Origin of the sequence: Sphingomonas sp. S-NIH.Pt3_0716 (assembly GCF_003950715.1) — a bacterium.
In the GTDB taxonomy this organism is placed as follows: Bacteria; Pseudomonadota; Alphaproteobacteria; order Sphingomonadales; family Sphingomonadaceae; genus Sphingobium; species Sphingobium yanoikuyae_A.
The window spans coordinates 229,516-254,380 of record NZ_QLJK01000001.1 but is presented as its reverse complement, the minus strand read 5'-3'; the positions used below and the strand labels follow the sequence as shown (position 1 = coordinate 254,380).

Sequence of the window (24,865 nt, the reverse complement as noted above, 5' to 3'; positions counted from 1 at the left end):
GAGGCAATGGCCGCGCAAAACTCGACATCGGGCCGTTTCGAACGTAGAGCGCAGCCTCATGAGCGACAACGAATCCTACAGCTACGCCAAGGCTGGCGTCGACATCGCCGCGGGCAACGCCCTTGTCCGTGCCATCGCCCCCCTGGCCAAGGCCACCCGACGCCCCGGCGCGGACGCCGAACTGGGCGGTTTCGGCGGCTTTTTCGACCTTAAGGCGGCGGGCTATGACGACCCGTTGCTGGTCGCGGCCAATGATGGCGTCGGCACCAAGCTGAAACTGGCGATCGACCATGACCGCCATGACGGCGTGGGCATCGATCTCGTTGCCATGTGCGCCAACGACCTGATCGTGCAGGGCGCCGAGCCGCTCTTCTTCCTCGACTATTATGCCACCGGCAAGCTGGAGTCGGGCGTCGCCGAACGTGTCATCGCCGGCATCGCCGAGGGCTGTCGCCAGGCCGGCTGCGCGCTGATCGGCGGCGAGACCGCCGAAATGCCCGGCATGTACAGCGACGGCGACTATGACCTGGCCGGCTTCTGCGTCGGCGCGGTGGAACGTTCCAAGGCGCTGACCGGCAACAAGGTGAAGGCCGGCGACGTCCTGATCGGCCTCGCCTCCTCGGGCGTCCACTCCAACGGTTTCTCGCTGGTCCGCCGCCTTGCCGCCGACAAGGGCTGGAAGCTCGATCGCCCGGCCCTCTTCGACAACGAAGTGCTGCTGATTGACGCGCTGATGGCGCCGACCAAAATCTACGTGAAGAGCCTGCTGCCGCTGGTCCGCGCCGGCATGATCAATGCGCTCGCCCATATCACCGGCGGCGGCCTGCTGGAAAATATCCCGCGCGTCCTGCCCGAAGGCACCCATGCCACGGTCGACGCCGACGCCTGGGAACAGCCGCGCCTGATGGCCTTCCTCCAGGCCCAGGGCAATATCGAGCCCGAAGAGATGGCGCGCACCTTCAACTGCGGCATCGGCATGATCCTGGCGGTGGACGAGGCGCATGTTGTGGGCGTCACCCAGGCGCTGGAGGATGCGGGCGAAACCGTGTTCCGCGTCGGCACTGTCAGCGAAGGCGACAAGGGCTGCACCGTCAAGGGCAGCGCCGAAACCTGGAGCGCCAAGGCCGACTGGTCGGCCACGCATCTGGGCTGACAAGCACCACGACCGGAGTGGGATAATGACCAAGGCAAAGATCGGCGTCCTGATTTCCGGCCGTGGCTCGAACATGGCGGCCCTGCTCTATGCGGCGAAGGCACAGGACTGCCCGTTCGAGATCGTGCTGGTCGCCGCTAACGATCCCGAAGCGCCCGGCTTGGCGCTCGCCGCGGCCGAGGGCATTGCCACCTTCGGCCAGAGCCACAAGGGTATGAAGCGCGCGGAGTTCGACGCGGTGATCGACGCGCAGCTGCGTGCCGCGGGCGTCCAATATGTCGCACTCGCCGGCTATATGCGGCTTCTGTCGCCCGAATTCGTGTCCGGCTGGGAAGACCGGATGCTCAACATCCATCCCAGCCTGCTGCCCAAGTACAAGGGCCTCGACACCCATCAGCGCGCGATCGACGCGGGCGACAGCCATGCCGGCTGTTCGGTCCATATCGTCACCGCAGAGCTGGACGACGGCCCGGTGCTGGGCCAGACCCCGGTGGCGATCCTGCCCGGCGACACGGCCGACAGCCTGGCCGGGCGCATCCTGATCGCCGAGCATCAGCTCTATTCGCGCACGCTCGCTGATTTCGTCACCCGCGAGCGTCAGCCCGACTGGCTGCTGAACAAGGTGCGCGAGGCCGCGCTGGCGCTGCCGCAGGCGGACGAGATCGTGTCGCACGGCATGCCCTGCTTCGGCATCGTCAAGGGCAAGAAATTCGCCTATTTCACCCGCGACCATCATGGCGACGGCATCATCGCCGTGCTGGTGAAAACCACCGCGCCCGAGGAACAGGCAACCCTGATCGAAGCCGACCCGGATCGCTATTACCGCCCCGCCTATTTCGGCAATGACTGGGTCGGCATCCGCCTCGACCTGGGCGATACCGACTGGGACCATATCGGCGAGCGGCTCCACGCCAGCTGGCGCCAGATTGCGCCGAAGAAGCTGCTGGGCCTGATGGATATCGCCGACCAGTTCTGACCATCTGCTCGATGGGCCGAACAAATATGCAGGATGAGTTGTGACCTTCCTGCGTCGGGCCGATGCCGGACATTGTCCGGAAACATTGTGCTGTATTTACAGTATATTGACGGGAAATTACTGTGTCGGGCCATGGATGCCCGTGCGCCGGCATGGGGGCTGGTCGATCTTCGGACGGCCGTTTCGACAGGGATTTGCATAATGAAATCGACGATAGCCCGATGGAGCATGACGCTCCTCGCCATGGGCGCAGCCGCGCAGGTGGCAGTCAAGGCGCAGGATCTCAGCAGTTCGCGCCAGTCGGTGGGGCAGCCGAGCAAGGACCGGATCGTCATCGGTCTGGGTGCGGCGGTGACGCCGGTCTATCAGGGCGCCGACGATTATCGCGTGCTGCCGCTGCCCGCGATCGACATTGTCGAGGGGCGCTTCTTCGCCAATTTCCGCAATGGCGTGGGGCTCAATCTGGTCGATGACCGGGCGCTGACCATCGGCGCGGGTGTCACGCCGATGCCCGGCTATCGGCGGCGCGACGTGCCCACGGGCGTCGATCGGTTGTCCTGGGGCGTGGGTGGCCGCGTGTTCGCCAATCTGACCGGCGGCGGCGTGGTGGCGACGCTGGGTGCGACGCAGGGCATTACCGGCAGCACCGGCGGCTTCATTGCTGACGCCAGCCTCTCCTATCCTGTCATCCTCAATCCGAAGGTCATCATCACCCCCTCGATCGCCACCAGCTTTGCCGACGGCAAGCATATGGATGGCTATTTCGGGGTGAATGCGCGGGAGGCGGCAGCGTCCGGACTGGCGCAATATCGCGGCAAGGCAGGGTTCAAGGATGTCTCGGCGCTGCTCAACATCGTCTATCGGCTCGACAGCCGCTGGAGCGTGACCGGATCGGTCGGGGCGACCAGCCTGCTGGGCCGGGTGAAGGACAGCCCGCTGGTCGAGCATGCGACGCGGCCGAACGGCTTTCTGGCGCTCGCCTACCGGTTCTGAACCAGGCGATCGGCGGCAAGTTCAGCTGCCGACCGTCAATTCCTCATAGCAGGCCTGCGCCTCGGGCGCGGGGCCGCGTCGGCTGGGCAACTGGATCACGCGGACGACGCGGACGCCGGCGGCGTGGGGAAAGGTGATGAGGTCGCCGGCGCGCACCGGCGCATGGGACCGGTCGATGCGCCGGCCGTTGAGGCGAATATGGCCGTCCTCGGCCAGCTTCTGCGCGGTCGATCGGCTTTTCGACAGGCGCGCGAACCACAGATATTTGTCGATGCGCAGGGACGGGCCGACGCCCGTCCCTGGCATTGTCATGGCCCCCTTGGGGTCAGCCATTGCGCCCCAGCAGTTCGGCCAGGCCGGCAAAGGCATGGTTGCTGGTCGCGGCCTTGTGGCTGGCGGGGGTAGCGCGCGGCGCGCGATTATCGTCGCGGTCGCCACCCTTGCGCGGGCCGCGATCGCCGCCCTTGCCGCCACGGTTGTCGCCACGACCTTCACCGCGAGTGTCGCCCTTGCCGGCAAATTTGCCTTCGGGGCGCTGCTGCTGGTCGCGGCGGGGGCCGCGCGGGCCACGATCGCCCTGCGGGCGGCCCTTCTGCCGGCCCTTGAACACCCAGTTGGCGCCGGTGGCGGCGACGGGCGCTTCGGCCGGGGTTTCGGTTGCCGCTTCGGCCGGCGCTTCGACGGGAGCCTCGGCGACGGCTTCCGCCGTTGCTTCAGGCGCAGCGTCGGTCGCTTCGGCCACGTCCGTGCCTTCCACGGCGGGTGCGGCTTCGGCCGGTGTCTCGGCGACGGGCGCCGGGGTCGGCACCGGATCGATCGGGCGGAAGCCGGCGGCGCGCATCAGCTGCAGGAAGGCTTCTTCGCTCAGGCCCAGCGACACGATCTGCGGGCTGAGCGCGCTGAACGGCTCGTTCTTCGCGATCGTTTCATGCGCGGTGCGGGCCATGCGCTCGGCCATGTCGATGCGCAGCATCTGCGGACCGAAGCTGCGGAAGCCGGCGATGCGGGCGCCCATTTCCTGCGGCTTGTCGCCGGTCGGGATCAGGGTCAGGCCCGGCTGGGGCAGCGGCAGGCAGGGCTTGCCGATGCGCGCCGCCTGCAGCGCCGCGCGCCAGCGTGCCGCGCCCGGCTTCAGCAGGCCGGGATGATAGAGATCGAGCACGCCGATATCGATGCCGGCCCGGCGCAACAGATGGCGCTGATCCTTGTCGAGATGGCCGAGCGCCGAATCGAGGTCGAGTCGCGGCGCGACGCCGCCTGCATCGGCCAGCTGGGCGAAGACCGCGCGGACGACGGCAGGCACAGCCGGATCGGCAGCGCTTTCGCTCATCTTGACCAGCGGCAGCAGATGCTTCTGCTTCTGCGCCTCGAACCAGGTCGCCAGACGGGTCGTCACCTGCTTCTGCACATCCGGGCCCAGCGCGGCGAGCGCGCGATCGAGCCGGATTTCGGGCGCAAGCAGGCCTGCGCCCGCCATCAGCGTTGCGACCGGGGTTCCCTGCCAGGCGATGCCCGGCGTCTGTCCCGCATCGTCCATGAGCGCGAAATCCGTATCCGCAGCGCTCATCAATTCGTCAGCCTTCACTCGTAATACCTTTCCAAGGCGCCTTTCCGCCGCCGCCAGCAACAGCTTTCTGTCCTGGAGTCGCGTAGCGGGATCGACTGAGAAACGAAATCCGTCAAGTCGCCCGATCGTCTCGCCATCGACGCAGACCGTCCCATCCGGGTCGACCGTGACCGGCAGATTGCTCGCATTCTGTCCGATATCCCTTAGCAGAACAGAGGTGCGTCGGTCCACGAAACGCTGCGTCAGGGCCGCATGCAGCGCATCGGACAGCTTTTCTTCCAGCATGCGCGTGCGTTCCGCCATCTCCACCGGATTGGCCAGCCAGTCGGGACGATGGGCGATATAGGACCAGGTGCGCGCGGCGGCGATCCGGCCCGACAAGGTGTCGATATCGCCCTGCACCGAATCGAGGCGGGCGATCTGCTGGGCGAACCAGTCGCGCGGGATATGGCCGCCAAAGCCGGAGCCATTGCCGGCGATGAAGCGCCAGATGCGCGCCACGGTGCGGGCATGATGCTCCGCGCCCAGCTTCTGGAAATCGGGCAGGCCACAGGCGGCCCAGAGCCGTTCGACATCGCGCTTGGAGCGGACACGGGCCTGGACCTCGGGATCTTCGGCCATGCGGCGCAGCACGGCGAGGTCGACCGCCTGCGGCGCGGCGCGCAGTTCCGGGCGGTCGGGCCGGGCCTCCAGATCGATGATGAGATGATCGATGCTGTCAGTGCGCGGGGCGCCGTCGCGCCAGAAAAGCTGGTCGACGGAGGGGAAGCGATGCGCCTCGATCGCCTCGATCTCTTCCGGCGTGAAGGCGGCGTCGCCATCCTCCGACCCCAGGCTGCCGAAGGTGCCGTCCTTGTGATGGCGTCCGGCGCGGCCGGCGATCTGGGCCATTTCGGCGACCGTCAGCCGGCGCGAACGGCGACCGTCGAACTTGCGTAGCGAGGCGAAGGCGACATGGGCGACGTCGAGATTGAGGCCCATGCCGATCGCGTCGGTGGCGACCAGATAATCGACGTCGCCGTTCAGGAACATCTGCACCTGGGCGTTGCGGGTGCGGGGCGACAGGGCGCCCATCACCACCGCCGCACCGCCGCGGAAGCGGCGCAGCATTTCCGCCACGGCATAGACTTCCTCGGCCGAGAAGGCGACGATCGCCGAGCGGCGGGGCAGGCGCGAGAGTTTCTTGGCGCCGGCATAGGAGAGGGTGGAGAAGCGCGGCCGGCCGATGATCTCGACCTCCGGGACCAGGCTCTTGACCGTCTTCGCGATGCTGGCGGAGCCCAGGATCATCGTTTCTTCCCGGCCGCGCGCGCGCAGGATGCGGTCGGTGAAGATATGGCCGCGCTCGGGATCGGCGCCCAGTTGCGCCTCGTCCAGCGCGACAAAGGCGAAATCGCTGAGGCCGCCGGTCATCGCGGCGGCTTCCTTGCCGCCACTAATGGGCATGGATTCGGCCGTGCAGAGGAAATAGCGCGCACCCGGCGGCACGATCTTTTCCTCGCCGGTGATCAGCGCAACCTGCTGCGCGCCCTTGATCGCGACGACGCGGTCATAGACTTCGCGCGCCAGCAGGCGCAGCGGAAAGCCCATCATGCCGCTCGAATGGCCGCACATGCGCTCGACGGCGAGATGGGTCTTGCCGGTATTGGTGGGGCCCAGCACAGCGGTGACGGGCGAACGGGCGAACTGGGCCATGATGGGGCCTATGTCGTGCAGGATGGCGGGCAGGGCAAGGACTTTGCGCGATCGGCCCGATGTTCCGTTGGTTAACGGGACTCTGCCCGGCGATGGGCACGTTTCGTCGCAGCGGCGCGGGTCATGGCGGCGTCTTAAATTGACTTTAACCCTGCGCGTTCACAAGGGTGCGGTCCGACGCATGGCGCGGGGACCATTGCGTTGGCGATGCGATAAAAAGCACCCCGGGGGTTGCGGCTTTTGTTCCAGGATAATCAGTCGGGTTTTCAGCAGGGTGGCGCGTCCATGTCGCTATGGCTGGCGGACAGCCTGCAGCGACCGGCGGCGCCACGCGACTGGCGCACGCGCCTGCGCGACTGGGCGGAGGACGTCAATCTGGTCCCGGACCTGGGGCAGAATGTCGGCAGCCTTACCTGGTTCCGCGGCCTTGCCACCTGTTTTGGCCTGTGCGCCACCGCCCTCTATCTCTCGCCCGGTTTCCAGCCGGTGCCCGGCGCGCCCGAACCCCTGCTGACGCCAGCCCAATATGACGAGGTGCGCAGCCAGATGATCACGCCGCTGGCGCTGGGCGCGGACAGCGGCCGGCGGATGGGCGCGACCGATGCGGTGCAGCCGCTCAAGGAAACGCCCGAACGGCCGCAGATCGAGCTCAATGCCCAGATCGGCAGCAGCGACACGCTGGCCCGCGCCCTGTCGCGTGCCGGGGTCAGCAGCGGCGATGTCGCGACCGTGACTAGCATGGTCGGCGGCGATATCGGCGCAGGCGTGAAGCCGGGCACCCGGCTCGACATCATCCTGGGCCGTCGTGCCAGCCGCACCTCGCCCCGGCCGCTCGACAAGCTCAATTTCCGCGCGCGGCTCGACCTTGCGGTCGAACTCAACCGGGTCGGCGGCGTGCTGCAGGTGACGCGCGTGCCCATTCGCGTCGACAACACCCCGCTGCGCATCCAGGGCGTGGTCGGCGACAGCATCTATCGTTCGGCCCGCGCCGCCGGCGCACCGCCCAAGGCGGTGCAGGCCTTCCTGCGGGTGATCGCCAAGCAGGTCGATCTGGGATCGATCGGCGCGGGCGACCGCTATGACATCATCACCGAATATCATCGCGCCGAAACCGGCGATGTCGAGGTGGGTGAGCTGCTCTATGCCGGTTTCCGCCGGGCGCGGGGCAAGGCGGTCGATATGCTGAAATGGACCAGCGACGGCCGCACCGAATGGTTCGAGGCATCGGGCGTGGGCGAAAAGCGCGGCGTGCTGGGCGCGCCGGTCGACGGCGCCCGCATGACATCGGGCTTCGGCATGCGCCGCCATCCGATCCTGGGCTATACCCGCATGCATGCCGGCATCGATTTCGGCGCGCGCTATGGTTCGCCCATCTATGCCGTGACCGACGGCGTGATCGCCTTTGCCGGCCGTCATGGCGGCCATGGCAATTATGTCCGCATTTCCCATGGCGGGGGCCTGGCCACCGGCTATGCCCATATGAGCCGGATCGCGGCTGTGCCGGGCCAGCGGGTGCGGCGCGGCCAGGTGATCGGCTATGTCGGTTCCAGCGGCCTGTCGACCGGTCCGCATCTTCATTATGAGTTGTATCGCAATGGGCAGGTGGTCAATCCGCTGTCGGTGAAGTTCACCACCACGGCGCAGCTGACCGGCAGCAATCTGGCCGCGTTCCGCGCGCGCCTGGCCCAGCTCAAGGGGCTGAAGGTCGGCACGCATGAGGTGGCGGCGACCGCGCCGACCGCGGGCGCACCGGCCGCTGCGGGGAAATAAGCGGCTTTGCGGCGGTGGCTCGCTCGGCTAACGAGCGGGCATGACATCCTCCCATCCCGCCACCATCACCGCGATCCTGCTGGCAGGCGCGCGGCCGATCGCCGATCCGCTCGCCACCGCTGCCGGCGTACCGGTCAAGCCGCTGGTGCCGGTCGCAGGCGAGCCGATGATCAACCGCCCGGCGCGCGCCTTGCTCGCCCATCCGGCGATCGGCCAGCTGGTGGTGCTGACGCAGAATCCCGAATATTTCGCCGATGATCCGGCCACCGCCTGGCTGGCCAGCGATCCGCGCGTGCGGTTCGAGCGTGGCGGCAAGGGCATCGCCTCCTCGCTGCTGGAACTGATGGAGAAGGCGGACCTGCCTTTCCCGCTGCTGATGACGACGGCGGACCATGTGCTGCTCGACGCGGCGATGCTGGACCAGTTCGTGGCGGAGGCGACGGGCGCCGACATCGCCGTCGCCATGGTCGAGAAGACGACCCTCCTGGCCCATTATCCGCAGTCGCGCCGCACCTGGCTCAAATTCCGCGACGGCTGGTGGTCGGGCGCGAACATCTTCTGGTTCGGCAGCGCCAAAGCGCGCCCGGTGATCGCGTTGTGGCAGGATGTCGAGCAGGACCGGAAGAAGGGCTGGAAGATCCTGTCCGCCTTCGGCCCGCTGGCGCTGGTGGGCGCGCTGCTGCGCATCCTGACCCTGCGCGGCGGCATTGCGCGGGTGGGGCGGCGTTTCGGCCTGACCGCGCGGCTGGTGGCGATGGACCAGGCGGAAGCCTGCATCGACGCCGACAAGCCCGACGACATCGTGCTGATCGAATCCATCCTCGCGCGCTAAGGGCCTCGCGCGCTAAGGGGCAGGGCGTTTCCCTATCGGGTTATTCCCGATGCCGCGCACTGTGGCTGCATGCTAGAAACAATCGGACCCGGCAGATGGGCCCGATGAACGGAGCACCCGCATGCGCAAGATTCTGCCCCTGGCGGCATTGTTGCCCGCCACCCTCGTCCTGATGGCACAGGCAGCGCCCGAAGCGGCGCCGCCGGCGCCGACCCCGGTCACTCCGGTCAGCGGCGATTCCCGCGACGTGTCGGTCGCCGCCTGCCTGAACGAAGCCAAGGCCCAGGGCGCGAAGAAGGGGGTGATCGACGTCACCCTGCGCGAGGTCGAGGATACCGACAAGAAAAGCGACAGCCGCGGCGCGGTGCGCGCGCTGGTCAATGTCGTGATCGACAAGGACGGCAAGCAGAAGACGGTCAAGAAGACGTTCAAGTGCAGCACCCAAAACGGGATCGTCACCGCCTTCAAATATTATTGAATTTCCCTAGCCCGGTCTCATCAGGCTGAACCGGGCGCGGCACCAGTGCGTCGTTCCTCTCCCCCCTCGATCCAGGGATGGCGCGCTGGTGTCGCTCAGTTCGCGTCGGGCTCCGGCGGCAGCGTATCGCGCAATGCCAGCGCATGGCGGGTGGCAAGACCCATCATCAGGAAGCCGGCGATCGAGGCGACGATATTGGCGATCGCAGCGCCGATCGTGCCATTCATCGGCAGCAGCACCGCCTGCATCCCCAGCAGCAGCAGGGTAGAGGCAAAGGTGATGCGCAGCGACAGGCCGGCCCGGTCAGTCGCCATCAGCAGCGGGCGATAGCTGACCCCGACCAGGTCGATGCAAGCCGATACGCCCAGCAGCATCAGCAGCGGATAGGCGGGCAGGAATTCCTTGCCCGCGATCAGGCCCAGCAGCGGATGGCCGATGGTCAGGATCAGCGCGATGATGATGGCGCCGGCGATCAGCGCCAGCCGGTTGGTGCGGCGGAACAGGGACCGCAGCGCATCCACGCCATGGCTGGACTGGGTGCGCGACAGTTCGACGAAGATGCTGCGCGAAAGCAGGCTGGAAATCTTGGTCAGCGACTGGGCGAGCTGGTTGGCGAGGCGATAGAGGCCCGCGCCCACCGGCCCGACGAACAGGCCGACGACCAGAACCGCGACCTGCTGTCCCATGGCGGACAGGCTGGTCTGCAGGTTGGTGGCGGTCAGGAAGCCGACGATGCCGGGATTTTCCTGGCGTGCATCGAGCGCCCGGCCGGCGGTCCAGCTGCCGAGCCGACCCTTGCCTTCGCGCAGGGCGAGATACCAATAGGCCGCCGCGCACAGCAGTTCGGCGGCGCCCCAAGCGATCAGGAAGCCGGTGATGCCGGGCATCAGGGCCAGGGCCAGGCCCGCGCCGATCATCCGTCCGACCGGGATCATGGTTTCGGCGACGGCGGCCGAATCGAACCGGTCGAACAGGCGCAATATGCCGGTGGGGGAGGAGCGGATGGTGATCATCATCACCATGCAGAACAGCCAGGCCTGAAGCCCCATGCCGGGCCCCAGTTGCAGCTGGTTGCCGAAGGCGAGGATGATGATCGCGGCGATCAGGCCGCCAGCTACGGCCGAGGCGAGATCGATCAGGATGCAGAAGCGCAGCACCCGGTTGAGCGCATTGCCGTTGCCGTCGGCCAGATGCGGCTGGCCATAGCGCACGACGATCTGCCAGCTGTCGAAGGACACCAACGTCTTGATGACGTTGGCGGCGCTCAGCACCAGCGCGAAGCGGCCGAAATCGGCGACGCCCAGCGTGCGGGTGACGATGGCGAGATAGGCAAGGCTCAGCACCGCGCCGACGCCCTTGCCGCCCAGCAACCAGCCGGTATTGGCCAGGATACGGGCAAAGCCATCCTGTGCGCTGCTACCCTTTGCGCGCTTCAACTTCACCGGAACAGGAGCCTTTCGCGTGACACGCCGTTTGTTGCTGGCGGGCGTCTATCTAGGGAAGGGCGGCGCATTGCGCAAATGCGTCCTTCTCTTCCCTGCGCTGCGAAATCGCTCTAAAGCGCGGGCATGACCATCAAGAAAGCCATCATCCTCTCCGCCGGCCAGGGTTCGCGCCTGCTGCCGCTGACCCGTGACGTGCCCAAGTGCATGATCGACTTCAACGGTCGCAACCTGATCAGTTGGCAGATCGCCGCGCTGGTCGCCAATGGCGTGACCGACATCGTCGTCGTCACCGGCTTCCGCACCGAGCGGGTCGAGGATCATGCGCTGCAACTCTATCGCGAGACCGGCGCGCGCATCCGCACGCTGTTCAATCCCTTCTTCCAGGTCGCCGACAATCTGGGCAGCTGCTGGATCGCACGTGAGGAGATGGATCAGGACTTCATCATCCTGAACGGCGACACCATCGTGTCGGACGAGATCGTCGCGAAGCTGGTCTCGGGCGCCAAGGACGCGATCACCGTCACCGTCGATGTGAAGCCCGACGGCGACTATGACGATGACGACATGAAGGTGAACCGGGACGAAAGCGGCCGCCTGCACCATATCGGCAAGCGGCTGCTGCCGCCCGACACCAATGCCGAATCGATCGGCATGCTGGCGTTCGTGGGCGAAGGGCCGGCGATCTTCCGTAACCAGGTCGACCAGATGATGCGCACGCCCGAAGGCGTCGCCCGCTGGTATCTGCGCGCGATCGACATCATCGCCAAGGGCAACCGGGTCGGCACCGTGTCGATCGAGGGGCTGGAATGGCAGGAAGTCGACTTCCCGCAGGATGTCGATGCCGCCAACGCGCTGACCGAGAAATGGGTGGAAGAAGGGCGCTACGGCGCGTGAAGCCCCGGGTTGCGTAGCACTGCCAAATGGCCGGAATGGGTGGCTTCCTGTCATTCCCCTCCCGCCTGCGGGAGGGGGAACAGGTCTGGAATTGGTCGCAGGCCGACCTACCCACATCCGTCATGCCGGGCTTGACCCGGCATCCCGCTTTTCGATGCGACAGATAAAGAAGCGAGACCCCGGCTCAAGGCCGGGGTGACGATGATGGTGAGGGCTGCTCTTGGTCGTTTGCCGACCGTCTGATCTGTCTACCCGACCTAAAAGGCTTCCCCAATCCCGAAATAGAAGGCGGCGCCGTCCTTGCCCCAGGCAATGTCGGCCCGCAGATTCACATTGGCCTCCTTCGAGGCGAGATAGCGCAGGCCGAAACCGCCGGCGGGGAGCATCTTGGTATGTTTCCAGATATCCTTGCCGCTGCGCGCAATGCCGCCGATGCCGCCGAAGGCGACCATGCCGATCTTGCCGAACAGATGCTGGCGCACCTCGCCCTGCAGCGCCCAACTGGCCCGGTCGCGATAGCGGCCGGTTTCATAGCCGCGCAGGTCGCCATTCTGGCCATAGAGGCACAGGTCATAATAGGGCGCGCCGTCCGACGCCTCGCACAGCGTCTTGCGCACCACCAGCACGGTCTCGCGCCCCAGCGGGAAATAGCCATTGCCCGCAATCTGCAGCTTGTGATGGGTGAAGTCGCTGCCCAGCCAGTCGGCGCCATAGGTCAGTGAACCGGTGGTATAGACGCCCTTGCGCGGATCGACCGGATTGTTGCGGCTGTCGAAGGTGAAGGAGGGGCCGAGCATCGCAATCTGGCTGTGCCGCTCGATCGCGGGCGGTGTCAGGTTCGGATGATTGGGCAGCGGCAGCGAAACGCGTGCGTTCATGTCGAGATAATAGAGGCGCGCGCCGAAGGAGAGGTGGCGCAGGAAGCCTTTGCTGAAGATCTGATATTGGGTGTCCACCATGGCGGCGAAGGCCTTGTCGCGCAGCTTGATCGACAGGTTCGACGCGCCGGCATTGGCGCCGATGCCATAGAAGCGCAGATTGGCGACGCCATAGCCGGCCCAGCCCTGGAAGCGCAGCCGGTCGTCGGCCAATGTCATGTTGTGCGATGCGCCCAGGCCCCAGCTATCGGTGCTGGTGTAGCCGCCACCAAAGCCGCTGACCTAGGGGCGGGACGATCCGTTGGGATTATAATAGAGCACCGCCGCACCGGCGAGGCCGGTGCCCATCGCCGGATTGGACAGCGGGATCGGCGCGATTACCAGGTCCGGCTTGGTGCTGGGCGGGGGCAGGGCGGCATCGGGCGCGGGTTCCGGTTCGCCGGCCTGCACGCTCTGCGCCTGATCCATGATCTCGCGCGATGGGGTATTCTGGGCGGCGGCGGGAAGGGCCATGCCCAGGCACATCATCAGGCTTGGGCCGGCCAGCGCGTGTCGCACGCCATGTCTCCCTGTCATATCGGACCAGCCTAGAGGAAGGCGGGGGCGGCACCATCGGGGGAAATGTGCAGGCAAAAGGGGGAAAATACCCAGAAGCCAGGCGAGCGCCTTTTCCGCATATTGTCTGCCCGGCCCGAAGGAGCGGGGCGCGGGGCCGGGGGACAGGGGATGATGGCGATGCGAGGATTGACGCTGCTATCGGTCATGACGCTGGGCGTGGCGAGCCATGCCCGCGCAGAAGAAGCGCCGCCCGTCCCGATAATTACCCAGGTTGCGACCAGCGCCGATCCCGTCAGCGGGACGAACGACACGCCGATGCCCGTTGCGCCCGCAGAAGGGGCGGTGGAACCCCCGCCCGAGCGCAGGACATATCCGCTGCTGCCGATCGGCGGACGCGCGGCGATAGAACGTGGCTATCATATCCAGCGCGCGCTGGGCGCCAGCGGCATGCTGATCCACAATGTTCAGCATATGAACAGCCGGAACCTGGCAGTCGCCATTGCCAAGGGCGAGGATCCGCCCGAGGGCGCGTCGCTGCTACAGGTGCCCTTCGTCACCACGACGGAGATGGAAAGCCGGACCAGCAACAGCGAGTTCAAGGCGGATGTCTGGCTGTTTCCCTTCCTCAACCTGTTCGCCGGCATCGGCAAGGTGAAGGGGCATGTCGATGTCGGCGTCGACATCGATCTCGATGCCTTCGTGCCTTTCCCCTTCTGTCGCCCGGCCAAGCCCTGCGGTCATAGTCAGCTGCCCTTCAAGGCGGATGTCGACAACACCTCCTTCACCTTCGGCAGCATCCTGGGTTATGGCAGCAACAGCTGGTTTGCCGCCCTGTCCCTCGCCAAGACGATCAGCGTGGCGAAGAAGGACCGGTCCGACATGCGGATGACCAACATCGCGGCACGGGCCGGCCCGCGCGTCTCGCTGGGCGGCGACACGATCCTGACACCCTATGTCGGCGCCAATTATTTCGACATGGATGTCACTGTGTCGGGGCTGGTGCGCAGCGGCCCTTTGTTCGAGGACGGCGATGGTGTCGGCCTGCGCTACAAGGTCGACCTGTCGAGCCGCCGCCCCTGGGCCGGCATCGCCGGCGCCAATCTGGAACTGTCCAGCCATTGGGCGATGCAGGCCGAATATAATCTGGGGCAGGAATCCAACCGCTTCGTGCTGAGCCTGACCTTTCGGCCCTGATCCGGCCGGCCCCGATCCGTCCGATCAGAGGGCGAAATGCCCCTTCAGCCAATCGCGCAGCGCCGTGTCAGCTTCGCTGTCAATCTTGACCGCGCTGCCAAGGTCGGGCTGGCCCGGCCAGCCGGCATCGGCGATGGTCAGGCCGGCGGCGCTGCGTTCCCCGTCATAGCGGGGGATGACATGGAAATGGACATGCGGGTCGACCATCATCAGCATCAGATAGTTGATCTTGGCATAGCCGACCGCGCGGGTCAGCGCCGCCTCGATCGCGGTGGTGACGGTCTTGAGCTCGGCATGGGCCGCGCCCGGCAGGTCGCCGAACGCGGTCGCGTCGCTCTTGGCCGCAAGCACCAGCGATCCAAGCGTCGGCTGGGCCGGGCGCAGCAGCACGACCCAATGGTCGAATTCGGCCACCAGCGTCGCGGGCCAGCCGAACTTGGCGATGGTGGCGTTCATGCCGCTGCCTCGGCCTCGTCCATCCAGCTGACGATCGGCCGGCCGGAGCGGTGGACGATATAGGCCTGCGCCAGACGCACGGCATGGACGACCAGCGAGATGATGGTCCACCAGGCAAGCGCGATAAGGCCGATGTCGGGCCGGCCGAACAGCAGCGCGACGAACAGGATCACCATGTTCGGGTTGCGGCGCGCGGTGATCAGGCGGAACTGGCTGTCGAACGGACGCCACACATGGATGTCCATCTTGAAGTCCTTGAGGAACATCCCCTCGATCAGGCGCTGGAGGATATAGCCTGCGATCACGGCGGTCATGATGAAGGTGAAGGTGCCGGCCGACAGGCCCAGCCCCCAATAAGTGAGGCCCGTGCCCCAGAAATACCACCAGAAGGGCGGGTGAACCAGGTCGACGCCGTGGTCGATCACATTGCCCCATTTGGACGAGGTGATGGTGCAGCGCGCGAGCTTGCCGTCCACCGTGTCCAGCACCATGAAGATGAAGCCGCACAGGAAGCCGGTCCAGAACAGCCCCTTGGCGAACAGGAAGGTGGCGACCAGGCACAGCGTCACGCCGATCACCGACACCATGTTCGGCGTCATCTTCAGCTGCGCGGCGATGCGCGTCAGGATCAGCGCCAGTTCGGGCCAGAGATATTTGGTCAGCAGGTCGGTGACGCCCTTATAGGCGCCGAAATAGCTTTGCCGCTCGATCGCCTTGCGGGTCTGGGGCACCAGTTCGCGCACCATCGGCTGTTCCAGCTTGCGCAGCTGGCGATTGTAGAGCTTGCGCCCGTCCGACAGGTCGATGAGGCCGCTGGCCTGCATCGGGTCGCTGCCCGCGGGCACCTGACCGACGATCGGCTGGCCGGCCCAGGCGAACATCGTGCCGGGCGTTTCCAGCACCAGCCGCAGCAGCAGCGGATCGAAAGCATAGGCGAGGTTGAAGACCAGTTCATGGCCCGGCGCCAGCGTGCTGCCATTCTTGGCCGCGCTTTCCGCCATGCGGCGATTGCGTTCGGCGTTGGACATGCCCCAGATCGGGGTCGCGTTCTCGCCAAGCAGGCGAACCGGGCCGAGGGTGGTGCTGATCGTCTGCATCATGCCTGTGCCTTCTGCGCAAAATCGAGGATGAGGGCGGCCTGCCGCTGCGAGGCGGGGACCGGGGAAAGATCGATACTATCCTGCATTGCCGCTTCCTGAGCAGCAACCAGGCCCGGTTGCAAGTCCGCTGCCCGATCGAGCGCGCCCTGAAGCGCATCGGCGCGGTCGATCACCTGGCCCAGACGCCAATGGGCGAAGGCCTGATCCTCGCGCCAGTCATGATGGTCGAGGTTCAGGAAGATGCAGGGGCGGGGGGTGAGCAGAAACTCGTAAACCTGGCTCGACACGTCGCCCAGATAGCCGTCGGCGCTGGTCGTGTAGCTCATGTCGATCGAATGGCGGCTGCCCATGTCGACACGGATATGCGGGCTGTCGCTGTGGATCGGCGGGACGCGACGGGCGAGCTTCACATGCGGCGCGATGATGACGTTCCAGCCCCGCAGCGCTTCGAGTGCGGCCATCACCTGCGGCCCGTGCCTGACCCAGGAAGACAGGTCCGGGTCGAAATGCGGATTGTAGAGCAGCACCGGCTTGTCATCGTCGAACAAGGGGCGGCGCGGCGCGCGCAGTTCAAACTTGGCATAGCCGCCGACCAGGCAATTGGCTTGGGTGCAAAGGCCATAGCCGATCATCCGCCGCCGATCCTTCTCGCCCGCGACGATGGTCAGGTCGAAATCGGCGTGGCGCTGCTTGTAACCGCCCGCCCGGTCGCCTGCGCCATGCTTGATCAGGATCAGGCGGGTGGCAAAGCCGGGCACCCGTTTCAGCCAGGCGCTGGTAATCTCCGTCGTCACCAGCGTCGGGAAGCGGGCGATGGCGCGATAGTTGAGCAGCAGCGTCGCCAGCCGCGAGGGCAGGCGGAACAGGGAATCGGGCTTGGTCGAGGGGCGGCGCAGCTTGATGAGGTCGAGCCGTCCTTCGGGATCATAGCTGGCGACCAGATCGAGAATCAGGCGCGAGGGCGAGAGTATATGGACGCGCACATCCGCGCGCTTGCCCAGTTCAAGGGCGGCCGGCAGCCAGTGAAACACCTGCTGCGCTTCGGCAATGGCAAGAAAGGCGATGTCGATCGGCAATGAAGGCGGTCCCCACAGATATTCGCCGCCGCAGGGGCATGACCTGCGTTTGCTTTACTTCGCCCCGCGTCGCAATGCGAGAGGGGAGCGAAACGAGGTCGCTCTAGCGTGGCTGGCACGGGACGCAAGTCGAAGCCCCTCTTTGGCAATGATTATTTGCAATCGATTTGCAACAAGGCCCGCCGGGGCAGAATCATGGTCTCAGTGCTGGACCTTTGCAGATTTTTCGTTATGCGGACCCCCATCAGACAGACATCGACGAAGAGGCTCGACGAGCGATGGCCGAATTTGCTTTGCCCAAGAACAGCAAGATCAGCGGCAAGGGCGTGACCCACAAGGCGCCCGAGGGCGCGACCAATGTCCGCAGCTTCAAGGTCTATCGCTACGATCCGGACTCGGGCGAGAATCCGCGCTACGACACGTTCGAGATCGATCTCGACAATTGCGGCCCGATGGTTCTCGACGCGCTGCTGAAGATCAAGAACGAGTATGACTCGACCCTGACCTTCCGCCGTTCGTGCCGCGAAGGCATTTGCGGTTCCTGTTCGATGAACATGAACGGCAAGAACGGCCTGGCCTGCACCACCGCGATCGACGAGTGCGCCGGCAAGCAGGTGCAGATCACGCCGCTGCCGCACATGGACGTCATCAAGGATCTGGTGCCGGACTTCACCCACTTCTACGCCCAGTACAACAGCATCAAGCCCTGGCTGCAAACCGTCAGCCCCGCGCCGAGCGGCAAGGAGCGGCTGCAGTCGCCCGCCGATCGCGAGAAGCTGGATGGTCTTTATGAGTGCATCCTGTGCGCCTGCTGCTCGACCAGCTGCCCCAGCTACTGGTGGAACAGCGACAAGTTCCTGGGCCCGGCGATCCTGCTGCAGGCCTATCGCTGGCTGGCCGACAGCCGCGACGAGTTCACCGGCGAGCGCCTCGACGAGCTGGAAGATCCCTTCCGCCTCTATCGCTGCCACACCATCATGAACTGCGCGAACGTCTGCCCCAAGGGCCTGAGCCCGGCCAAGGCGATCGCGGAAACCAAGAAGATGATGGTCGAACGGCAGCTGTAAGTTGACCAGCGACGGTGTTGCAGGCGGGCGACCGCTGAACGAGGGGAAATGGTCGGGCTGGACCGCCTGGCACGATCCGCATCCCGACACCTTCCTGCAGGCCATCGGCCGGGGTTACATGCGCGGGCTGGGCGAGAAGAAGGCGCATGTCGCGCTGGAAACCCGCACCAGCCACCGCAACCGGCTCGATACGCTGCATGGCGGCTTCCTCGCTGCCTTTGCTGACCATGCCTATTTCGGCGCACTCTGGGCGATGGGGCATCAGGGCCAGGTCAATGGCGTGACCATCGACCTGTCGATGCAATATCTGGGCGCGGGCAAGGTCGGTCCCGACCTGCTGGCCGAGGTGGAATTGCTGCGCGAGACCGGGCGCCTCATGTTCCTGCGCATGCTGATCACCCAGGAGGGCGAGCCGGTCGCGGCGTCCACCGCCACGCTGCGCAAGGCGCCCAAGGCGCAGTGACCAGCGTCATCGCCCGTTATGATGCGCTGGTCGCGGCTGGCGAATTGCGGCCCGACCCGGACCAGCGTGCCGCCGCCGTGCGACTCGACCAGCTTCAGCATGATCTGGAAGCGACGCCGGCGCGTGGTTCGACGCTGTGGAAGCTGCTGCGCAAGCAGCCCGAGCCGCCGCGGGGCCTCTACATGTGGGGCGGGGTCGGGCGCGGCAAGTCGATGCTGATGGACCTGTTCTTCGACACGGTCCATGTGCAGCGCAAGAAGCGCGCCCATTTCCATGAATTCATGCTCGACGTGCATGCCCGCCTGGCCGAGGCGCGCAAGTCCGAGTCGGGCGATCCGATCCCGCCGGTGGTCGAGTCGCTGGCCGAAGAGGCGCGGCTGCTCTGCTTCGACGAGATGGTCGTCAACAATATGGCCGATGCGGCGATCATGTCGCGGCTGTTCACGGGGTTGCTGGAAAAGCGGGTGACGATCGTCACCACCTCCAACCGCGAGCCCGACGAACTCTACAAGAATGGCCTCAACCGCCAGCTCTTCCTGCCCTTCATCGACCTCATCAAGGCGAAGCTGGACGTGATGACGCTGAACGGTCCGGTCGATTATCGCCGCGACCGCCTGGGCGACTCGAAGCTGTGGCATGTGCCCAATGGGCCGGAGGCGACCAGGGCGCTGTCGGAGGCCTTTTTCCGCCTGACCGACTTTTCGGTCGAGGATCGGGCCAAGGTGCCCTCGGAGGAGATCGTCGTTCAGGGCGGGCGCACCATGCATGTGCCCAAGAGCCTGAAGGGCGTTGCCGTCTTCTCGTTCAAGCGGCTGTGCGTCGAGGCGCGCGGCGCGCCCGACTATCTGGCGATCGCGCGCAAATATCATACGGTCATCATCGTCGGCATTCCGGTGCTGGGGCCGGAGAAGCGCAACGAGGCGGCGCGCTTCGTCACGCTGATCGACTCGCTCTACGAATATAAGGTCAAATTGCTCGCCTCGGCCGATGCCGAGCCGATGCGACTCTATCCCGAAGGGGATGGGGCGTTCGAATTCGAGCGGACCGTGTCGCGGCTGATGGAAATGCAGTCCGACGATTATCTCGCGCTGGGCCACGGTCCCAAATAAGCGCGGCGCACCCCGTCGTGCGCGCATTTCGCCCTATCGCCGCTTGCGTCGACGTTCATCAGGGCGCAACTTTCTTACGGAAAAACAGACCGGATGCTTCCACTTGGGAAGCATCCGGCAGGCTACCGCTGCAGGGAAGGCTCTAGGTCCAGGGTAGGAGACCAGGAGCGACAGGGTGTGAAAAAGCCTCTAATGCAACTGAGAATGAATTGCAAAGATAATTTGCCATAGGGGGCTTTGTTTGGTTGAAACCCCCACAATATGGGCGTAGGCGCACTGACAATTCCAGAGTTCACATCTTGGAGGATGATTGCATATGGCCCGTAAGAAGATCGCGCTCATTGGCGCTGGCAATATCGGCGGCACGCTCGCGCATCTCGCGGCTCTCAAGGGACTCGGTGACATCGTCCTGTTCGACGTCGTCGAAGGCGTTCCCCAGGGCAAGGCTCTCGACCTGTCGCAGTGCGCCTCGGTCGAAGGCTTCGATGCGAAGATCACCGGTTCCAACGACTATGCCGATATCGCGGGCGCGGACGTCATCATCGTCACCGCCGGTGTCGCCCGCAAGCCGGGCATGAGCCGCGACGACCTGCTGGGCATCAACCTCAAGGTCATGAAGGCCGTGGGCGAGGGCATCGCCGCCAACGCCCCCGACGCCTTCGTCATCTGCATCACCAACCCCTTGGATGCCATGGTCTGGGCGCTGCGCGAATTTTCGGGCCTGCCCGCAAACAAGGTCGTCGGCATGGCTGGCGTTCTGGACAGCTCGCGCTTCAACCACTTCCTGGCGGAAGAATTCAACGTCTCGGCCAAGGACGTCACCAGCTTCGTGCTCGGCGGCCATGGCGACACCATGGTTCCGGTGATCGAATATTCGACCGTCGCCGGCATCCCGGTTCCCGACCTGATCAAGCAGGGCCGTTCGACCCAGGAGCGCATCGACGCCATCGTCAAGCGCACCCGTTCGGGCGGCGGCGAGATCGTCGCGCTGCTCAAGACCGGTTCGGCCTTCTATGCGCCCGCCACCAGCGCGATCGCCATGGCTGAAGCCTATCTGGGCGACAAGAAGCGCCTGCTGCCCTGCGCCGCGAACCTGACCGGCCAGTATGGCGTCGACAATCTCTATGTCGGCGTGCCGGTCATCATCGGCAAGGACGGCGTCGAGCAGGTCATCGAGATCGAGCTGAACGACGAAGCCAAGGCCAACCTCCAGGTGTCGGTCGACGCCGTCAAGGAACTGCTGGAAGCCTGCAAGGGTATCGATCCCTCGCTCGCCTGAGCCAACCAGCTTGCACCGTCCCGTTCCAGGTAAGTGCGCAGCCTGGGACGGGTCGCTTTAGACCCAAGTGCCACGTCCACAGAGAATAAAGGGACACATATGTCCATTCTGGTGAACAAGAACACCAAGGTCATCACCCAGGGTATGACCGGTGCCACCGGCACCTTCCACACCGAAACCGCTCTTGCCTATGGCACGCAGATGGTTGGCGGCGTGACCCCCGGCAAGGGCGGCACGACCCACATCGGTCTGCCGATGTTCGACACCGTTGCCGAAGCCAAGTCGAAGACCGGCGCCGACGCCTCGGTCATCTATGTTCCGCCGCCGTTCGCGGCCGACTCGATCCTGGAAGCGATCGATGCCGAAATCCCGCTGATCGTCGCGATCACCGAAGGCATCCCGGTTCTGGACATGGTCAAGGTGAAGCGCGCCCTGTCGGGTTCGAAGTCGCGCCTGATCGGCCCGAACTGCCCCGGCCTGCTGACGCCGGGCGAATGCAAGATCGGCATCATGCCCGGCAACATCTTCTCGAAGGGTTCGGTCGGCGTCGTGTCGCGTTCGGGCACGCTGACCTATGAAGCCGTGTTCCAGACCACCAATGCAGGCCTGGGCCAGACCACGGCCGTCGGCATCGGCGGTGACCCGGTCAACGGCACCAACTTCATCGACGTGCTGGAACTGTTCCTGGCCGACGACGCCACCGAATCGATCATCATGATCGGTGAAATCGGCGGCGACGCGGAAGAACAGGCTGCCCAGTTCCTGATCGACGAAGCCAAGAAGGGCCGCAAGAAGCCGATGGCCGGCTTCATCGCAGGTCGCACGGCGCCTCCGGGCCGTCGCATGGGCCACGCCGGCGCGATCGTGTCGGGCGGCAAGGGCGACGCGGAAAGCAAGATCGCGGCGATGGAAGCGGCCGGCATCAAGGTCGCTGCCAGCCCGAGCCTGCTGGGCGAGACCCTGCTGGAAGTGCTGAAGGGCTGATCCGCCTTTAAAATATGATATGGAAACGCGGCCGGGCTGCACCCCGGCCGCACTTTCCCGCTCCGCGACTGCACGCGGCATGCATGGGACACAAGACGATGGGTTACGAGAACCAGGATTTCGAGATCGAACAGGGGCCGAGCTGGGCACGCCCCAACTGGCCGTTGGCGGACACCGACGACCTGACCGGGGCGATGGACCCGACGCAGATGCAGGTGGCCGTGAAGGCTGCTGCAAAGGCGCAGGGTGCCGCTGTTTCCGAGGCCGATATCGCATCGGCTGCCGAGGACGCAATCCGCGCGCAGATGCTGATCCGCACATATCGCGTGCGCGGTCATCTGGCCGCCAATCTCGATCCGCTGGGCCTGGCCAAGCGTGACCTGCCGGCGGACCTGACCCCGGAATATCATGGCCTGACCGACGCGTCGAAGAAGGTCTTCCTGGGCGGCACGCTGGGCCTGCAGTACGCGACCGTCGCGGAGATCGTGACGATCCTGCGCCAGAATTACTGCGGCAATGTCGGCCTTGAATATATGCATATCGCGGACGTCGAAGAGCGCCGCTTCCTGCAGGAACGCCTGGAAGGCAAGGACAAGGAAATCCACTTCACGCCCGAGGGCAAGAAGGCGATCCTGGCCAAGGTCATCCAGGGCGAGCAGTATGAGAAGTTCCTGGGCCGCAAATATGTCGGCACCAAGCGCTTCGGCCTCGACGGTGGCGAGTCCATGATCCCCGCGCTCGAAGCGGTCATCAAATATGGTGGCGCATCGGGCGTGCGCGAGATCGTGTTCGGCATGGCCCATCGCGGCCGCCTGAACGTCCTTGCCAACGTCATGGCCAAGGGCTTCCGCGTCATCTTCCACGAATTCTCGGGCGGCACCGCCAACCCCGAAGACGTGGGTGGTTCGGGCGACGTGAAATATCATCTCGGCACTTCGACCGACCGTGAGTTTGACGGCGTCAAGGTCCATATGTCGCTGGTTCCCAACCCGTCGCATCTCGAAACCGTCGATCCGGTGGTGCTGGGCAAGGTCCGCGCGCAGCAGACCTTCCGCGATGACCTCACCAAGCATGAGCAGGTTCTGCCCGTGCTGATCCACGGCGACGCGGCGTTCGCGGGGCAGGGTATCGTCTGGGAATGCCTCGGCTTTTCGGGCGTCAGCGGCTACAACACCGGCGGCTGCGTCCACTTCATCATCAACAACCAGATCGGCTTCACCACCAGCCCGCAATTCTCGCGCGGCTCGCCCTATCCGTCGGACGTGGCGAAGGGTGTCCAGGCGCCGATCCTGCACGTCAATGGCGACGATCCCGAAGCCGTGACCTTCGCGACCAAGCTCGCCATGGAATATCGCCAGAAATTCCATCGCGACGTCGTCGTCGACATGTGGTGCTATCGCCGCTTCGGTCATAACGAAGGCGACGAGCCGGGCTTCACCCAGCCGCTGATGTACAAGGAAATCCGTCAGCATCCGCCGGTCAGCGACATTTATGCCGCGCGCCTGAAGGCGGAAGGCGTGGTGGACGATGCGTTCGTCTCCGGTTCGACCGATGAGTTCGTCGCCCATCTGGAAGACGAGTTCGAAGCCGCCAAGAGCTACAAGGCCAACAAGGCCGACTGGTTCGCCGGTCGCTGGTCGGGCCTGCACAAGCCGGCCGATGCCGAAACCGCGCGCCAGAGCGTGGAATCGGCGATCAACCAGAAGCTGTTCGACAGCCTCGGTCGCACGCTGACCACCGTTCCCGAAGGCCATAATGTCCACAAGACGCTGAAGCGCGTGCTGGATGCCAAGGCCGAGATGTTCAAGTCGGGTACCAATTTCGACTGGGCGACCGGCGAGGCCCTGGCCTTCGGTTCGCTGCTGTCGGAAGGCTATGGCGTTCGCCTGTCGGGTCAGGACTCGGGTCGCGGCACCTTCAGCCAGCGTCACGCGGTCTGGACCGACCAGGACACTGAGGCCAAGTATATCCCGCTCTCGACCGTGCCGCATGGCCGTTTCGAAGTGCTGGACTCGCCTTTGTCCGAATATGGCGTGCTGGGCTTCGAATATGGTTTCGCTTTGGCGGACCCGAAGAGCCTGGTGATCTGGGAAGCGCAGTTCGGCGATTTCGCCAATGGTGCGCAGATCATCTTCGACCAGTATATCGCGTCGTCGGAAACCAAGTGGCTGCGGTCCAACGGCCTCGTCTGCCTGTTGCCGCACGGCTATGAAGGTCAGGGCCCCGAGCACAGCTCGGCGCGTCTGGAACGCTATCTGCAGCTCTGCGCAGAAGGCAATATCCAGGTCGCGAACATCACGACCCCGGCCAATTACTTCCACGCGCTGCGTCGCCAGATGCTGCGGCCCTTCCGCAAGCCGCTCATCATCATGGCGCCCAAGTCGCTGCTGCGTCACAAGGCCGCCGTCAGCAAGGCCGAGGACTTCCTGGGCGAAACGCACTTCAAGCGCATCCTGTCGGACCCCAATGGGTCGGCCGACAAGGATACCAAGCGCCTGGTGCTCTGCTCGGGCAAGGTCTTCTACGACCTGATGGAAGCCCGCGACGCCGCCGGCGACGCCAACACCCAGATCGTCCGTATCGAACAGATTTATCCGTTCGCGACCGACGCACTGGCCACGCGCATCGAGCGCATGACCAATCTGGAAGACGTCGTCTGGTGTCAGGAAGAACCGCGCAACAACGGCGCCTGGTCCTTCGTCGAACCCTATATCGAGGAAGCGCTGGCCAAGGCCGGCAAGGCGCCCAAGCGCGCCCGCTATGCCGGCCGCAAGGCATCGGCATCGCCTGCCACGGGCCTGGCCTCGCGCCATGTGTCCGAACAGGGCGCCCTCGTCGCCGATGCGCTGGGTCACAGCGTTCGTGAAGAAATCCGTCGCCAGAAGAAAGGCTGAGAAA

Annotated in this window: 22 protein-coding genes; 14 read left to right on the top strand and 8 right to left on the bottom strand. The window is 65.3% G+C overall.

Annotated features, from left to right (window positions below):
- Positions 1-58 precede the first annotated feature (58 nt).
- From purM to BRX37_RS01190, 3 genes are all read left to right on the top strand, one after another.
- On the top strand, positions 59-1,153 hold the full coding sequence (purM, locus tag BRX37_RS01200; RefSeq protein WP_037510193.1) for a phosphoribosylformylglycinamidine cyclo-ligase: 1,095 nt from the start codon (positions 59-61) through the stop codon (positions 1,151-1,153).
- Between the two features lie 25 nt (positions 1,154-1,178).
- Positions 1,179-2,129 (top strand): phosphoribosylglycinamide formyltransferase, encoded by a 951-nt coding sequence (purN, locus tag BRX37_RS01195; protein ID WP_125985213.1) that lies wholly within the window; start codon positions 1,179-1,181, stop codon positions 2,127-2,129.
- Between the two features lie 228 nt (positions 2,130-2,357).
- Positions 2,358-3,122, top strand: a complete 765-nt coding sequence (locus BRX37_RS01190; RefSeq protein WP_278987167.1) for a MipA/OmpV family protein — start codon at positions 2,358-2,360, stop codon at positions 3,120-3,122.
- A 21-nt stretch (positions 3,123-3,143) separates the two neighbouring features.
- Here the strand turns inward: BRX37_RS01190 and BRX37_RS01185 are convergent, their stop codons facing one another.
- Together BRX37_RS01185 and BRX37_RS01180 are read right to left on the bottom strand one after the other, a co-directional pair.
- Positions 3,144-3,428, bottom strand: a complete 285-nt coding sequence (locus tag BRX37_RS01185; protein WP_004211129.1) for an RNA-binding S4 domain-containing protein — start codon at positions 3,426-3,428, stop codon at positions 3,144-3,146.
- Positions 3,429-3,447: 19 nt separating this feature from the next.
- Complete coding sequence (locus BRX37_RS01180) at positions 3,448-6,384, bottom strand: helicase-related protein (protein ID WP_125985211.1); 2,937 nt, start codon at positions 6,382-6,384, stop codon at positions 3,448-3,450.
- A 285-nt stretch (positions 6,385-6,669) separates the two neighbouring features.
- Here BRX37_RS01180 and BRX37_RS01175 point away from each other — a divergent pair, with 285 nt between their 5' ends.
- From BRX37_RS01175 to BRX37_RS01165, 3 genes are all read left to right on the top strand, one after another.
- A complete protein-coding gene (locus BRX37_RS01175; RefSeq protein ID WP_318276550.1) occupies positions 6,670-8,154 on the top strand; it encodes a peptidoglycan DD-metalloendopeptidase family protein in 1,485 nt (494 codons plus the stop codon).
- A gap of 40 nt (positions 8,155-8,194) precedes the next feature.
- Positions 8,195-8,986, top strand: coding sequence for a nucleotidyltransferase family protein (locus tag BRX37_RS01170; RefSeq protein WP_125985209.1), 792 nt, complete (start codon positions 8,195-8,197; stop codon positions 8,984-8,986).
- Between the two features lie 121 nt (positions 8,987-9,107).
- The gene (locus BRX37_RS01165) at positions 9,108-9,464 is read left to right on the top strand and encodes a hypothetical protein (protein WP_125985208.1); all 357 of its coding nucleotides are present in this window, start codon (positions 9,108-9,110) and stop codon (positions 9,462-9,464) included.
- A gap of 95 nt (positions 9,465-9,559) precedes the next feature.
- Here BRX37_RS01165 and BRX37_RS01160 read toward each other — a convergent pair whose 3' ends face one another.
- Positions 9,560-10,906 (bottom strand): lipopolysaccharide biosynthesis protein, encoded by a 1,347-nt coding sequence (locus tag BRX37_RS01160; protein WP_048937821.1) that lies wholly within the window; start codon positions 10,904-10,906, stop codon positions 9,560-9,562.
- A 126-nt stretch (positions 10,907-11,032) separates the two neighbouring features.
- Here BRX37_RS01160 and BRX37_RS01155 point away from each other — a divergent pair, with 126 nt between their 5' ends.
- The gene (locus BRX37_RS01155; RefSeq protein ID WP_125985207.1) at positions 11,033-11,803 is read left to right on the top strand and encodes a phosphocholine cytidylyltransferase family protein; all 771 of its coding nucleotides are present in this window, start codon (positions 11,033-11,035) and stop codon (positions 11,801-11,803) included.
- 257 nt (positions 11,804-12,060) lie between these two features.
- Here the strand turns inward: BRX37_RS01155 and BRX37_RS01150 are convergent, their stop codons facing one another.
- Positions 12,061-12,900, bottom strand: a complete 840-nt coding sequence (locus BRX37_RS01150) for a BamA/TamA family outer membrane protein (RefSeq protein ID WP_318276549.1) — start codon at positions 12,898-12,900, stop codon at positions 12,061-12,063.
- A gap of 63 nt (positions 12,901-12,963) precedes the next feature.
- Positions 12,964-13,239: a hypothetical protein gene (locus BRX37_RS27195; protein ID WP_318276548.1), complete on the bottom strand. Its 276-nt coding sequence runs from the start codon at positions 13,237-13,239 to the stop codon at positions 12,964-12,966.
- Between the two features lie 168 nt (positions 13,240-13,407).
- Here BRX37_RS27195 and BRX37_RS01145 point away from each other — a divergent pair, with 168 nt between their 5' ends.
- Entirely contained in the window at positions 13,408-14,433 is a 1,026-nt protein-coding gene (locus BRX37_RS01145; RefSeq protein WP_125985206.1) for an outer membrane beta-barrel protein, read from the top strand.
- 24 nt (positions 14,434-14,457) lie between these two features.
- On the opposite strand, the gene BRX37_RS01140 is transcribed toward BRX37_RS01145, so the two are convergent.
- The 3 genes from BRX37_RS01140 to BRX37_RS01130 are packed head-to-tail and all read right to left on the bottom strand — an operon-like array spanning position 14,458 to position 17,065.
- Positions 14,458-14,889, bottom strand: coding sequence for an HIT family protein (locus tag BRX37_RS01140; protein WP_125985205.1), 432 nt, complete (start codon positions 14,887-14,889; stop codon positions 14,458-14,460).
- Complete coding sequence (locus tag BRX37_RS01135; RefSeq protein WP_010337484.1) at positions 14,886-15,989, bottom strand: CDP-alcohol phosphatidyltransferase family protein; 1,104 nt, start codon at positions 15,987-15,989, stop codon at positions 14,886-14,888. Before BRX37_RS01135 ends, BRX37_RS01140 begins: the two co-directional genes overlap by 4 nt.
- Positions 15,986-17,065 (bottom strand): glycosyl transferase, encoded by a 1,080-nt coding sequence (locus tag BRX37_RS01130; protein ID WP_125985204.1) that lies wholly within the window; start codon positions 17,063-17,065, stop codon positions 15,986-15,988. The genes BRX37_RS01135 and BRX37_RS01130 overlap by 4 nt, the downstream gene beginning before the upstream one ends.
- Before the next feature lie 278 nt (positions 17,066-17,343).
- Here BRX37_RS01130 and BRX37_RS01125 point away from each other — a divergent pair, with 278 nt between their 5' ends.
- The 6 genes from BRX37_RS01125 (at position 17,344) to BRX37_RS01100 (ending at position 24,861) form a co-directional block, all read left to right on the top strand.
- Positions 17,344-18,132: a succinate dehydrogenase iron-sulfur subunit gene (locus BRX37_RS01125; protein ID WP_004211148.1), complete on the top strand. Its 789-nt coding sequence runs from the start codon at positions 17,344-17,346 to the stop codon at positions 18,130-18,132.
- Between the two features lies 1 nt (position 18,133).
- Complete coding sequence (locus BRX37_RS01120) at positions 18,134-18,595, top strand: PaaI family thioesterase (protein ID WP_010337482.1); 462 nt, start codon at positions 18,134-18,136, stop codon at positions 18,593-18,595.
- Positions 18,592-19,704 (top strand): cell division protein ZapE, encoded by a 1,113-nt coding sequence (gene zapE / locus BRX37_RS01115; RefSeq protein WP_004211152.1) that lies wholly within the window; start codon positions 18,592-18,594, stop codon positions 19,702-19,704. The genes BRX37_RS01120 and zapE overlap by 4 nt, the downstream gene beginning before the upstream one ends.
- Before the next feature lie 316 nt (positions 19,705-20,020).
- On the top strand, positions 20,021-20,983 hold the full coding sequence (gene mdh, locus BRX37_RS01110) for a malate dehydrogenase (RefSeq protein WP_010337480.1): 963 nt from the start codon (positions 20,021-20,023) through the stop codon (positions 20,981-20,983).
- Positions 20,984-21,082: 99 nt separating this feature from the next.
- Complete coding sequence (sucD, locus tag BRX37_RS01105; RefSeq protein WP_004211155.1) at positions 21,083-21,967, top strand: succinate--CoA ligase subunit alpha; 885 nt, start codon at positions 21,083-21,085, stop codon at positions 21,965-21,967.
- Between the two features lie 98 nt (positions 21,968-22,065).
- Positions 22,066-24,861, top strand: a complete 2,796-nt coding sequence (locus BRX37_RS01100; protein ID WP_125985203.1) for a 2-oxoglutarate dehydrogenase E1 component — start codon at positions 22,066-22,068, stop codon at positions 24,859-24,861.
- Positions 24,862-24,865: the final 4 nt, after the last annotated feature.